This is a genomic window from Micrococcales bacterium (genome assembly GCA_009784895.1).
GTDB lineage: Bacteria > Actinomycetota > Actinomycetes > Actinomycetales > WQXJ01 > WQXJ01.
Genome location: WQXJ01000010.1, coordinates 16,728 through 29,558 on the forward strand (window position 1 = coordinate 16,728; position 12,831 = coordinate 29,558).

Below are 12,831 nucleotides of genomic sequence, written 5' to 3' on the forward strand. Positions count from 1 at the left end.
ATTACCATCCCTGATGTTCAATTCGGCTCGGCCAAGCTGGTCCGGGATCGATTGCCACTGGCCAAGCCCGGGATCGGGCTGTAGCTGGGGGTTTGTGGACCTGGCCAAATGGCAAAAGCATCAGCCACGCCCAGCCGGTGGCCGACACTTGGCCGGCCGGGCTTGGTGATGTGCCGAGTATTACCTTCAACCCGAGCAGCTCACGGGCCCAACAAGGCCGCTGGGACAACCGCGACGCCGTCTGGCCTGCGGAAAGCGTGCTCGCCGGTGGTAATGACAACCGCATCGGCTAGTCGGTCGCCAATGGCTTGCTTGAGCCACAACAGGTGGCGCACATCACGATCGGTTGGAGTCGCCGCCAGCTTGACCTCGAGCGCCACCACGCGACCACCCGGCCCTTCGACGATCAGGTCGATTTCCCGGCGTCCGCCACGGTCACGCAGGTGGAACACGCGCGCGTCGATACCCTGCGCATAGACCTTCACGCCCAGGCTGACCAGCGATTCGAAAAGCCGTCCCAGCATCGAACCCCGGTCAATCGCCGCGGCATCACCCCGGCCAGACATCAGCGCCGTGGCATCAAGGTTCATCAGTCGCGCCGCTAGCGCCGGGTCAACCAGCTGATGCTTTGACGCCTGACCCAGCTGGGCCAAATCGTTGGTGACGGGCAACCAGGCCGGGGTCGAGTCAAGCAACCAGAGCCCTGACAGTGCATCGCGGTACTTAATGGTGGTCACCTTGGTTGGCTTGTCGCCTTCGTTCGGTGTGGCGGCGTCGAGGATCGATGAGTACCTGGCTGTGGTCGAGCTAGCCGCCGCATACGCGGCCAACCACGCCCTCAGGGCATCTGGTCGCCTGACGGGGTAGCCGGCATCGGCGAACTCGCGTTGGACTATGGAGTCGATGTATGCGTCGAGCGCGATTCGGCGCAGCCTTTCGCTGCTGCGGGCTCGGATTCCAGGGAAGCCGGAGGCCGTGATCTCACCGACATAGTCAGCCAGTTTGGTTGTTGTCTCACCTTGGATGCCAGCGTTTCCGGACATCAGCGCGGCCAAGGACACCGTCGGCGCCTCCAGACCCCGCTCAGCCAGGCTCATCGGTCGCAGGTGGAACCCGACTATCCGCCCTGCCCCCGAATGGACAGTGGCGCCCCGGGGCGCCGAGCTCCCCGTAATCAGGAACCGCCCTGCTTGGGCGCCGTCATCGACCGCGCGCCTAATCAGGTCCCACACCTCAGGCCACCGTTGCCATTCATCAACCAGAAGCGGTCCCGGCAGGGTCTGCAATAGTCCCGGATCAGCCAGGAGTCTTTGCCGGTCGCCGTCTAGATCAAGCGACAGAGTCGAGGAAACCCGGCGCAAGGCCGTCTCGGTCTTGCCAACACCTTTCGCACCGAACAACGACACCGCCGGTAGGTCCGGCTGAAGCTCGTCAAGCAGATCATCGAGGATCCGCCGCTGGTATTTGGCCATCATGCGCCTCCCAACCATGGGGCTACTATCCCCTGCGCGCACTATCTACTATACCCTACGCGCACTATCTACTATACCTGGCGCGTATCGACAGAAGCAGTTTCCTGCTACTCGAACGACAGGTGCTCAAGGTCCAATTCTTCGCTGGCCCAGACATCTCTGAGCGTGAACTCGTCGGGCGAGACGATACGACCTTCTGCTTCAAAAACACTTGTGTTCTCGTTGCCGCGGCGGCGACACAGGTCGACTAGCGCCTCAGCCAACCCCGCCCAAAGGTAATAGCGTTCTACCTTGCTGGCGCGCAACTCGTCTGGTCGAGGGTATCCCTCTGAGTCGCATACCTGCCGTAGCCGGGTCTCGATGTCGGCAGGCGTTTTCCCACCAAGCCAAGACTCAATTGAGTCTGGCCTGTCAGGCATATCATCATCGGCGAATTGTGGAAGGACTCCGTCATGCAGCACAAACACAACTTCCAGCGAGTACGTTGGCCCAGACCAGCCAGATGAAGACGCGATTCGGATCTGCCGGATTCGGTCGAACGACCAGCTCATCTTTCGCTTTGAGTGACCGGCTTGTTTGGTCGCCGTTTCCCTGAGCGGATCCAGCCACCGGGTTACAGCGTCAGGTAGTGCGACACGGGAAAAACGGCGTCCGATCCCCAGCCGCAACCGGCGCCGGTCGTCAGCCCTCGATGCGCCGCAAACAGCCAGTTTGCCGGCTAGGTGCTCCCTACTGACGGTCGCCACCGTTGCGAGGTCAGCGAAGGCATCGGCATCGTAGCCTGGTAGCGGAACGTAACGTGTGATACGGCCCTTCGCGGCCAAGTCGGCTTGTTCCTTCGGCAAGTCTCGCTCCACTCTGCAGACTTGGAGGAATTCCGACTTGAGCGCATCGCAGGTTTGGGTGATGACGACCACGCCATAGTCAGTTGGAATGCTTTGCATGAGGCCTTCTCGACTGATTGTCGGCAACTCTGGCACGTCAGGAAACACTGTCCCCTGCGCAAAGCCGACGTCTCGACCGCTCTCCTCCAAAGCTAGTCCCCATCCACTCCGTCGCCAGCGATGGAGTCAAGCATGTCGGCGGCATGGAATGCAGGTGCGTTGATCAGTTCACGTGCTTTTTGTCGCTTCGTGATGAACTCCTCGAAGGGGTTCAGCCCATCGCTATCCTGCGCGAACAACGAGGCGCGGCAGGCGTCGCCTGTCGGAGCGTTGATGTTTCGAACCATGTGCACGGCCTGGGCAAGTGCTTCTGCATTCGAAGCGTTCATCCGTGACCCGTTTGCCCACAGGTGGACGGTGCGTCGAGATACCCCGAACAGTCTGCCGAGCTGATCCCACGTCAGACCAGAATTCTCGCGAAGCCAGCGAATACTGTTGGTGTCTGGTTGGGTGGGCACATCCCGCCGTGGCTCTGCCACCGGCATCAGGGGCCGCAAGTCAGCCTGTTTGCCATAGATCCTGGAAAAAGCACCGCTGCCGGCCGTCACGCAAAACTCTTTCTGCTCGACGAGGTCACCATTTGATGTGCCCAAGGCAAGCGACGACGTCAAGAGGCCTGCGGGAAGGAAAACAGAGAGCGTTGACGACGGTGATCCTTCGAGCAGCGACGAGCTCACCTGTAACGCTCCTTGAAATCGTCAGTGATTAGTCGTCGGAAGCGCCTCCTCGCGCGATTCGCTTGTGTCTTGGCCAATGCCCTAGCTTCCAGAGGAGGAAGTGCTGACTCGACGTAGGCGTCAAGATCAAGCACCCAGCTTTCCGTTTCCACGGGTGCTAGACCGGGATCGATGGAGGTATTTGCTCTTAGAAGAGCTGTGCGGACGAGGAGAAATCCACCGTCTTCGTCGTAGACCGATTCGCTCGCACTGTGAACAAGAGTTGAGGGGTCGTCATCGGCAATCGTCCCGAGGATGCCCGCCTGAAAGAAATCGCCAAGTCGAGCCAAATCCTCGGTGTCGGCAATCCTGTTGGTGTATCGGTACCCGAGCCTAGCCAGTTCTGGGATCGGAGCCGTGGCAAGCAGGGCGTCGAACACAATACCTAGCCGACGGATGAAGTCCTGGTGATCGCCATATTTGACCGTATCCAGAGTCAGAAACGTAGAGCCCAGTGTCACAGTCCAGTTTCTGTCCGCCGAGGCAAGCTTGAACACCTGGTCGCCTGCGTGTGTATTGACGCCTTGCGGAGTGATCACGAACTGTGCTTCCTGTTGCGTCTCTGCAAAGGGATAGTCAGAGCCGATTTCGTCGCCAAGTCGGCCTGCAGCCTCTTCGGCCTTGAACCATGTCAACATGGGCCATCGAACCTGGCACAGCACTCTAACTAGTGGACTTTTCGACAGGTGTAGGTCCTCGATCGCATCTTCCATACTTCACACTGTACTTCACACACCGTGACCATTGCCGGGATTCTCACGAATCTCACGAGCAGCGTAGTGTTCGGGTTTCGTCGAGCTGTGTGGTGGGTTATCCGCGGTTTGAACGACCTGACAACGGGGCGAACACAGGGCTCCGAAACCTACAGGTCAGCAAAGCGGCTGAAGAACTCGCGCAGCCGGTCTAACACCCGGGCCTTGATCGTGGCGTGCTGGCCGGACTGGGCGAAGCGGGAGGTGGGCGGCAGGATGCGAGTAATGGCCGTGCCGCTGGCGGGGACGCCGCCATCGCGGAAGGCGTTGGCCATGAACTCCCGGGCAGGGTCAGCCTTTAGCCGCTCGTCAGCAATGATCTGGTCTAGCTCCCGTGACTTGGCCGCTTCGACAAAGTCCGGCCAGGCCAGGGAAGCATCCACGTCCGGTGCCAAGGTCGCCACGAACCGCTCAATCAGGTCCTTCTTGGAGCGCAGGGATGGGCTGGAGTCAATGGCTCGGCTGATCGAGGCCGGGATCTGCTTGTCTTGGGTATTGGCTTCATGGTGCTGCTGTACCAGCGCCAGGATGGCGGGCAAGTCCATGGCCACCTGTTTGACCAGTTCGATCTCGAAGACCAGGTCATCGTTGATGGTCTCTTTCTCACCCTGCTGGCCCAAGCGCCACTCGGTCCACAGGTCGTTGTAGGCACTCAAATAGTCCTGCCACTGGCGGTCGGTCAGCAGCCATTGGTCCTCAGTGAACTGGTCAAACGACAACAGGATGTTGCGTTGCCGGAGCAGCTGCCCACAAAGCGTGATGAAGGCACGCTCGTCATCGAGTGATGCCGGAACCGGAAAACGGTCGAATAGTTCGTCTACCTGGGCGCGGTATTCGGCGTAGTACTCGTCATAGGGCCGTAGTAACACCAGACCGGTGGCCTCATGGTCGCCAAACAGCGCCAGCGCTTCATTGGTGGCTGGCTCTAGGTTGCGAAAGCAGACAATGGTGCCGTAGGCCTTGACCGTGTTGAGAATGCGGTTGGTGCGGGAGAAGGCTTGGATCAGTCCGTGGTGACGTAGCTTTTTGTCCACCCACAAGGTGTTCAGTGTCTTGGCATCAAAGCCAGTCAAGAACATGTTGACCACTATCAGCAGGTCAATTTCGCGGTCTTCCAGGCGGCGGGCCACGTCCTTGTGGTAGCCGGCAAAGCTGTCCCCACTGGTGTCGAAGCTGGTGCCGAACACCTGGTTGTATTCGGCCATGGCCGCGTCCAAGAACTCCCTGGAGGAGGCATCCAGGGTGACGGGCGAGAAGTCTTCTTCAGGCAGCAGCCCATCTGGCGTGGCCTCGTTGGGGGCGAAGGAGAAGATCAGAGCCACCTTCAGGCGCTGGGCCAAGGGTAGGTCGGCTTGTTGGCGAGCAAACTCGGCGTAGTAGGCCTTGACCGCCGGGATTGATGCCGTGGCGAAGATCGAGTTGAAGCCGTTCAAGTGGCGATCCTTCAAGCGGTAGGTGTGGCCACGTTTGGTCTTCTGGTTGAAGTGCTCCAAGATGTAGCTGACAATGCCGGCAACCCGCTTGTGGTCAAGCAAGGCGCGTTCGCGGTCGATGTCGGAAACGTCCAGGTCCCGGACCTCTTCGGCTTCATCGCCGCTTTTGACGTAGTCCATCTTGAATGGCAGCACCGTCTTGTCGCGGATGGCGTCGACAATGGTGTAGGTGTGCAGCCGTTCGCCGAATACCTGTTCGGTGGTTCTCAACCTTGGCTTGTGTTTGGCTCCGGATCTAGCTGAAGACTTCGGCACACCCCCAGGGCCAGCGTTGGTGGCAAAGATCGGTGTGCCGGTGAAGCCAAACAGGTGGTACCGCTTGAAGACCCGGGTGATGTCTTGTTGCATCTGGCCAAACAGCGAGCGGTGGCATTCATCGAAGATGATGGCCACGTGTTCGCCATAGACCGGATGGTCGGGGTAGCGGGCAATTAGGCGGGTCAGCTTCTGGATAGTGGTGACCACAATGCGGGCGTCAGAAGTGTCTAGTGCTTCGCGCAGTTTCCTGGTGGAGGTTGAGCCAGACACGGCGCCTTGCTGGAAGTGCTCAAAGTCCTTCATGGTCTTGAAATCCAGATCCTGGCGGTCAACTACAAACAGCACCCGGTCCAGCAGGTCAAGCTCTTTGGCCAGCTGGGCGGTCTTGAAGCTGGTCAAGGTCTTGCCCGAGCCGGTGGTGTGCCAGATGTAGCCGCCGGCGGCCACCGTGCCCATCTGCTCGTAGTTGCCGGCCAGCTCAATCCGGTTCAAGATCGCCTCGGCTGCCACTATTTGATAGGGCCGCATCACCATCAACTCTTGAGCCGAGTTGAAGACGCAGTACCTGGTCAAGATAGCCAGCAGAGTGTGGCGGGCAAAGAAAGTGCGGGCAAAGTCGGTCAAGTCCGTGATGGGGAGATTGCTGGCATCGGCCCACCACATTGTGAACTCGTAGGTGTCCCCGGCCCGCCTGCCGCGCCGGTTCGGGCTGACGTGTTTGTCGCGAGTGGTGTTGGCGTAGTACTTGGTTCGGGTGCCGTTTGAGATGACAAAGATCTGGACGTATTCGAACAGTCCGGCGCCGGACCAAAACGATTCGCGCTGGTAGCGGTCTATCTGGTTGAAGGCCTCACGCATGGCTACGCCGCGGCGCTTTAGCTCGACGTGAACCAGGGGCAGGCCGTTGACCAGAATGGTCACGTCGTAGCGGTTCTCGTGCAAACCAGCGGCGGTCTCGTATTGGTTGACCACCTGCAACCGGTTGTTGTGGATGTTGGACTTGTCTATTAGCCGGATGTTCTTGGTCGAGCCGTCATCCCGGCGCAGCAGCTGGACGTGGTCTTGCTGGATCTTGCGCGTCTTCTCAACAATGCCTTCGGTCTCTGAAGCGATGACGGAGGAAAAGAAACGCTGCCACTCGCCATCGGAAAAGACCATGCCGTTCAGGGCCTCAAGCTGCGCCCGCAGGTTGGTCACTAGGTCGGCCTCGCAGGTGATCATCACCCGCTCGTAGGCCTGCGAACACAGCGTGGCAATGAACTCGGCTTCTAGGTCGGCCTCTGATTGGTAGCTCTCGCATTCCCGACCCACCGGCGTGTATTGCGCCAGCACGGTCGAGCCGGGGTTCTCCGCCACCATCCCAAAGGCAGTCTGGTCGCTCACAGCGGTCTTCCTTCCTTGGTGAATTAGTGCGTAGGAACCTTTCGCGCAATCCTGCCATCTTGTCACGTCATGGTGTCTGGTGACTTGGGGTGACCCATGCTGAGCCCCTCGGCTCCATGGTCGATGGGATGGATGCTGAGCGCACCCAACCGAGCCAGACTTGCATTCTGCGCTACAAATGGCTTGCATTTTGCACAATTGGACATTTGCATCATGTACCACGAAATAGTTGCCTATTGCTCCATCAAGCTGGCTGACCAGGAGATTCGTACAATGCCCACATCAGCGACGAGGTACCGCCGTCGCCTACCCGTTTGGCTGCAATAACGGGCACGGGAGCCACTCATATGCGGCCAGATGGCGTGATCTGCGCACCGATCAGCGCTTGGCGGCCGTAGGCAGCCAGGGCAAGCGGTGGCTCCCTGAACAACGCCCTGGCTGGTTAGCCTGCCTCCTTGAAGGTCAGCAGCCGGTCCCGGTAGTGCTCGTATTGCTTACGGCGCGCCGCAAGTTCGGCCGGCAGACCTATCGAGATGTCGTTCACCAGCGCATCAAACCGATCCAGAATCCCCACAATCCGCGCCTGTTCCGCGAACGAGGGGATTGGTACCGAGACCCGCCCCATTGCGTTCGCCATCAGCTTTGGGTTTCCCATTCCGCTGCTGACATGCCGTTTTGCTTCGATGCAGAGCACATGGAACAAGAACCGAGCAGTGACCTGGGCTGGGTCAAGCACCCTAAGTAGCCCGCAGACGTTGGTAATGCTGAAGGCTTTGTCCTTGTGGTAGAACACTGACCCAGCCCTGGCTCCATCAGTGGTCCAGGTGATTGATTCGAAGTCATATGCGAAAGTGTCAATGAACCCGAACACGCCGTCATTTTGGGTCTGTGATGAGTAAACAGGGTGTGGCCCTGGGTGGTCTCGCAGGTAGTCCCTTGAGATCACTCGCCCTCGACTGATCTCACAAAGGTCGCTCAAGGTTGCCCAACGAACGGCTGAGGATTCGGGGAAAGATAGCAGGTCATCGCGGTAGTGCTCGTACTGTTTGCGGCGGGACACTAGCTCCGCCTCCAGCTCCGCCTCTAGCTCCGCCTCAAACGTAGTGAAGCTGTCAAGCACCCGCACAATCTCCCGCTGCACCGCCAACGGCGGCACGGGTAGTAAGAGCCCTTTGACAATCGTGGCATTGAGATTCGAGACGGTACCGCTACCCACCTTCGAGGCCAGGCTCTGATAAACAGGCGTAGAGCGGAGCAGATAGTAAAGAAAGTCGGGGACGAATGCGGCCCTGAAGTCAGAAAGCACCAGCCACCCGTCATGGACGCATCCATCAATTTGGACAATGTAAGGTCTCCCGAAGCTCATTGAGTTCGACAGCACAAAGTCACCTGGCTTCACCCGACGGGACCGCGAAACACCTGACGGACGGATTCTCTCGGCAGTACTGGTGATGTACTTGCTACCGGGTTCGACGTCGCCAATCTTGATCCAGGGCACGCCGTCGTTTTCGCTTGTCAGGTAATCCCGAATCGGTCGGGGCGACCCGCCTCGCACAATTGTTGCCAGATCGCCGAACCTCGCCCATTTGACGCCGTCTGGGCAGAGCTCGCGGATCAGGTCATCGATCCGGCTCATGCGTGGCTAACCCAACAATCATCCGGCGTGCCCAGCCAGTTCGCGGTCAATTGCCCGGCGAATCACATCCGAGCGGGTCTGGTGGTCACGCGCCGCCATGGCGTCAAGGGCCGAAATTCTATCGGCATCTAGGCGCACCGGCACGCTAACCGCCGTGGTGGCCCCAATCCTCAGCGGCCGGCCAACCGGACGAATGCTGGCCTTCAGGAAGTCCACGTCGTAGCCACGCTCGGCTTCATCTGCTGCTGCCGCGAAGACTTCTTCAGCCTGTTTCGAGAACTTCTGGCTTGCCATCATCATGTCCTTCCTCTGCGCTGGCCCGGCAGCAATGGGTAGTAGGTCTTCCTCAGACGCATGGCATGGACCAAGACCAGCTCGCCAGAGCCGTCAGGATCGTTGACCAGGACGATCTCAAGTGGCTCGCCGTCATGGCCAAATCCGACACGAAGCTCTTTGTACGGCTCCTCTCTGGGACAACACCACGACCGCAACCGGGTTGGCGGCTGCATGGTCGGCGTCACGGTGGGGCACCCCATGCCTGTCCGCTGACCGGGAGAACCTCACGCTATTAACGTATCTCGTAATTGTGGTGATGGCAATTCATTGCAGGGACGCCGCAAAGCTGTCAGGCCATCGCCTCGGCTCATGGGGTGGGCGCCCATTCGGGCTGATGGACGAAGAAGGGCTTCATTGGCCGGACTCCAGGTCAGCCACTATGGCGTCAATGGCCGTGCGCAGCTCGGCTTGGCGGGCCACGATCTGGGCAATCTCCGAATTCAGGGCCTTGATGTCGACTTGCTCCCTAGTGTCCTCAGGCTCAACGTGAGATGACACCGAAAGGTTGTAGCCGGCATCGGCCAAATCATCATTGGTGACCACCTGCGTGAAGTGCGCCTCAATGCTGCGGGCGGTGAAAGCCTGAACCACGGCTTCAATGTGCTCTGGCGCCAGCTTGTTCTTGTTACCCACCCGGGTGAACAGCTTCGAAGCGTCAATGAACAGCACATTGGCCTCTGGCTTGGACTTCTTCAGGACCAAAATGCAGGTAGCAATGGTGGTGCCGAAGAACAGATCAGGCGGCAGCTGGATGACCGCGTCGACGTAGTTGTTGTCCACCAGGTAGCGGCGGATCTTCTGTTCCGCCCCGCCCCGGTAGAGCACGCCGGGAAAAGAGACAATCGCGGCCGTACCGCTGGGTGCCAGCCAGGACAGGCAGTGCATGACAAAGGCTAGATCGGCCTTGGACTTGGGGGCCAGCACACCGGCCGGGGAAAAACGCGCGTCGTTGATCAACAGTGGATCATCCGCACCAGCCCAGTGGGTTGAATATGGCGGATTAGAGACAATCGCCTCGAACGGTTCGTCTTCTTCATGTAGCGGGTCCGTCAGCGTATCGCCGTGGGCGATGTCGAAGTCCTCGAAACCCACATCATGCAAAAACATGTTGATCCGGGCCAGGTTGTAGGTGGTCAGGTTGATTTCCTGGCCAAAGTAACCCCGGCGGACGTTCTTCTGGCCCAACAGTTTGGCGAACTTCAGCAGCAGCGAGCCCGAGCCACAGGCCGGGTCGTAGACACCGTTGACGGACGTCTTGCCCACAATGGCGATGCGGGCTAGCAGCTCTGACACCTCCTGCGGGGTGAAGAACTCGCCCCCCGACTTACCGGCCGAGGAGGCGTACATCGTCATGAGAAACTCATACGCGTCGCCAAAGGTGTCGATGGTGCTGGCCTGGAGGCCTTGGCCCAGGTCGAGGTCGCCGATGGCGTCCAGCAGCCCAGCCAGTTTCTGGTTCCGTTTGATGACGGTTGGCCCGAGCTTGGTTGAATTGACATCCAAGTCATCGAACAGCCCCTTGAGGTCAGATTCCGATTCGGTGCCGACGGCCGAGGCCTCGATGTTGTTGAAGACCCTTTCCAGGGTCTCGTTCAGGTTGGGGTCGGTGCGGGCCTTTTTGCGGACGTTGACGAATAGCTCGCTGGGCAGGATGAAGAAGCCTTTTTCGTTGACCGTCCCTGTCCTTTGGGAAACTGCGTCCTGGTCGCTCAGCAGCTCGTAGTCGAAATCGAGGTTGTCCACCCCGTGTTCCCAGTCGTTGAAGTGGGCCGTGAGGTTTTCAGAAATGAAGCGGTAGAACAACATGCCCAGCACGTAGGCTTTGAAATCCCAGCCATCGACGCTGCCGCGCAGGTCGTTGGCGATGCGCCAAATGGTCTTGTGCAGCTCAGCCCTTTGGGCTTCTTTGGCCCGGTCTTTCGAGCCGTTCACCTGCGCCACGGTTGCTGCTGCCTCTCTCGCTGCTGGACGTCATCAGCTTAGTGAACCACACCGGCTCGGCTGCCCAGCGGCGGCGCTAATCGCGGGGGCACTAGCGGCCGCCCCAGGGGCAGACTTGCGGGTCATAAATCGCATCCGGGGTGCTGTTGAGGTAGCGCCTGGTTGGCGGCCAGCCTGCGGGATCAAGGATGCGGGCGACAATTAGCGTTGAGACCTGGCCTGCCCCGGCCAGTTTCAATGCCGCCGCAGCTGACTGTGCTGAACTCCCGGTAACCCACGAATCGTCAATGAGCAGCACGTGCTCGCCGTCAAGCCGGGAGAACGGCTTGTACCTGGCAGGGTCCAAGGTGCGCGATTCCACTACATTCCCCAATTCGACTGTGAGTTCGGCAGGTCTTGGCTCCAGACTCCTGACAATCTGGCGCAGCTGCTGTTCCGGCGGCGGAACCTTGGTCGATGGGACAACGCACCAGTAGTCGGCCGGAGCGCTAGCCACCGCTGCTAGACAGCCCAAGTGTGCCTCAATCCCCAGCACCAGCAGCAGGCTCATAGTCCCCCTGTATTGGCTGGCCAGGCGGGGATTCTTGTATTGGTACATCATTCGGTAGGCCTGCGATCCAGTCTTGTCCGCGTACGTCAGGAATCCAACTCGTTCCGCGAGCGCGAGGCCGTGTTGCTTGTGGGAGTTGCAGACCGGGCAGTCCGAGAATGTGGCTTAAATCGGCCGTCGACACACGTCACAGAATCCGATCACCGGGCCCTCCACGTTTGTAAGAAACCCTCCCGCCCGCTCCCGAAGCAGTTCGGCGAGCGGGAACCACTCAGCAGGAAATGCCATATGTCACTTCGGGCTGGACGCCATGGCTTTTTTGACGAGGTTGACCGCATGGGTGTCTTGGTTCTGGATACGCTCAACGGCTGCTTCGAGGTCCCCCATTCCGGATACGACAAAGACGCCGGGCATCTCACTCAGCGCCTTGCCCCACTCGGTGCCGTTCACCACTGCGTCGAAAAGTACTACCGGCCGACCATGCTCGACGGCATTGCGAGCTTGGACCCTGGTGCCGGAATACTCGCCGGCTTCAACCACGATTGTGGCCATGCCATAGCCAGACATGACAGCGTTTCGCATGGGAAAGCTGCGCTGAGTTGGCGGCGAGCCCGGCCAAAACTGGGACGCCACTAGGCCAGTTTCCGCGATGCGCCGTTGTAGCGCCTGATTGACCTTGGGATAGCACTTGTCAATTCCGGTCCCGATCAACGCGACGGTTCGACCACCGGTTTCTAGTGCCGCCTCGTGAGCGGCCGAGTCGATGCCGCTTGCCAGGCCAGAGACGACACTCAGCCCAGAGTCCGCAAGCATGCGGGCCACCGCACCGGCCAGGGTGATTCCTCGCGGGCTGGCATCACGCGACCCCACGACAGACATTCCCTGGTCGTCGGGTAGCAGAGCGCCACGGTAGAAAAGCAACGATGGAGCCTCGCGCACCGCCAGCAGACGGATGGGGTAGGCGTCGTCCAGGATTGTGACAAACTCGACGCCTGCCTGCTCCCATTCCGTTACTAGCCGGGTGGCCCTCGCCCACGGATCATTTGGGACGTCGAACAGCGCAAGCTCGCAATTCTGCTCCCAGACCGGAACGGCCCTGCCGGCCTGGAGCACGTCGAGTGTCAGCTGAGATAGTGACAGGCCCTTTGGCCTGGCCAGTTGCAGAGCAACCAACGCAACCACTTCGGGATTTGGACCGGCCTGCATGCACATAAATGGTAGATCAGACCGCCGACATCCGGCTGGAGGTTTTTCGCGAGGCGTTCAGGTCCCGACCACGGCCCCGCCATGTCGGCGGCGGGCGGCACGGATCAGGGTCTCGTCTATTGCCTTTCGCAATCCACGGACGGG

The 12,831-nt window shown here is 59.8% G+C and carries 10 protein-coding genes; all 10 read right to left on the minus strand.

Annotated elements, in window-relative coordinates; genetic code table 11:
* Positions 1 to 200: 200 nt before the first annotated feature.
* A complete protein-coding gene (locus FWD29_02945; GenBank protein ID MCL2802906.1) occupies positions 201 to 1,472 on the minus strand; it encodes a DUF4143 domain-containing protein in 1,272 nt (423 codons plus the stop codon).
* Positions 1,473 to 1,579: 107 nt separating this feature from the next.
* A complete protein-coding gene (locus FWD29_02950; GenBank protein MCL2802907.1) occupies positions 1,580 to 2,416 on the minus strand; it encodes a hypothetical protein in 837 nt (278 codons plus the stop codon).
* Between the two features lie 92 nt (positions 2,417 to 2,508).
* The gene (locus FWD29_02955; GenBank protein MCL2802908.1) at positions 2,509 to 3,093 is read right to left on the minus strand and encodes a helix-turn-helix transcriptional regulator; all 585 of its coding nucleotides are present in this window, start codon (positions 3,091 to 3,093) and stop codon (positions 2,509 to 2,511) included.
* Positions 3,090 to 3,845 carry a TIGR04255 family protein gene (locus FWD29_02960; GenBank protein MCL2802909.1) on the minus strand — a complete coding sequence of 252 codons (756 nt, stop codon included), beginning with the start codon at positions 3,843 to 3,845 and terminating at the stop codon, positions 3,090 to 3,092. Before FWD29_02960 ends, FWD29_02955 begins: the two co-directional genes overlap by 4 nt.
* A gap of 149 nt (positions 3,846 to 3,994) precedes the next feature.
* On the minus strand, positions 3,995 to 6,994 hold the full coding sequence (locus FWD29_02965) for a type I restriction endonuclease subunit R (GenBank protein ID MCL2802910.1): 3,000 nt from the start codon (positions 6,992 to 6,994) through the stop codon (positions 3,995 to 3,997).
* Between the two features lie 466 nt (positions 6,995 to 7,460).
* Entirely contained in the window at positions 7,461 to 8,654 is a 1,194-nt protein-coding gene (locus FWD29_02970; GenBank protein MCL2802911.1) for a restriction endonuclease subunit S, read from the minus strand.
* A gap of 18 nt (positions 8,655 to 8,672) precedes the next feature.
* Positions 8,673 to 8,948, minus strand: a complete 276-nt coding sequence (locus tag FWD29_02975) for a ribbon-helix-helix domain-containing protein (GenBank protein MCL2802912.1) — start codon at positions 8,946 to 8,948, stop codon at positions 8,673 to 8,675.
* A 393-nt stretch (positions 8,949 to 9,341) separates the two neighbouring features.
* The gene (locus FWD29_02980; GenBank protein ID MCL2802913.1) at positions 9,342 to 10,922 is read right to left on the minus strand and encodes a type I restriction-modification system subunit M; all 1,581 of its coding nucleotides are present in this window, start codon (positions 10,920 to 10,922) and stop codon (positions 9,342 to 9,344) included.
* A gap of 100 nt (positions 10,923 to 11,022) precedes the next feature.
* Positions 11,023 to 11,532 carry a hypothetical protein gene (locus FWD29_02985; GenBank protein ID MCL2802914.1) on the minus strand — a complete coding sequence of 170 codons (510 nt, stop codon included), beginning with the start codon at positions 11,530 to 11,532 and terminating at the stop codon, positions 11,023 to 11,025.
* Positions 11,533 to 11,772: 240 nt separating this feature from the next.
* Positions 11,773 to 12,687 (minus strand): DNA-protecting protein DprA, encoded by a 915-nt coding sequence (locus tag FWD29_02990; protein ID MCL2802915.1) that lies wholly within the window; start codon positions 12,685 to 12,687, stop codon positions 11,773 to 11,775.
* Positions 12,688 to 12,831: the final 144 nt, after the last annotated feature.

Excerpts from the sequence above, each read along its gene's own strand:
- FWD29_02960 (MCL2802909.1), bottom strand. The coding sequence starts at position 3,845 with ATGGAAGATGCGATCGAGGACCTACACCTGTCGAAAAGTCCACTAGTT.
- FWD29_02965 (MCL2802910.1), bottom strand. The coding sequence starts at position 6,994 with ATGGTGGCGGAGAACCCCGGCTCGACCGTGCTGGCGCAATACACGCCG.
- FWD29_02975 (MCL2802912.1), bottom strand. The coding sequence starts at position 8,948 with ATGGCAAGCCAGAAGTTCTCGAAACAGGCTGAAGAAGTCTTCGCGGCA.
- FWD29_02970 (MCL2802911.1), bottom strand. The coding sequence starts at position 8,654 with ATGAGCCGGATCGATGACCTGATCCGCGAGCTCTGCCCAGACGGCGTC.
- FWD29_02945 (MCL2802906.1), bottom strand. The coding sequence starts at position 1,472 with ATGGCCAAATACCAGCGGCGGATCCTCGATGATCTGCTTGACGAGCTT.
- FWD29_02985 (MCL2802914.1), bottom strand. The coding sequence starts at position 11,532 with ATGATGTACCAATACAAGAATCCCCGCCTGGCCAGCCAATACAGGGGG.
- FWD29_02950 (MCL2802907.1), bottom strand. The coding sequence starts at position 2,416 with ATGCAAAGCATTCCAACTGACTATGGCGTGGTCGTCATCACCCAAACC.
- FWD29_02990 (MCL2802915.1), bottom strand. The coding sequence starts at position 12,687 with ATGCAGGCCGGTCCAAATCCCGAAGTGGTTGCGTTGGTTGCTCTGCAA.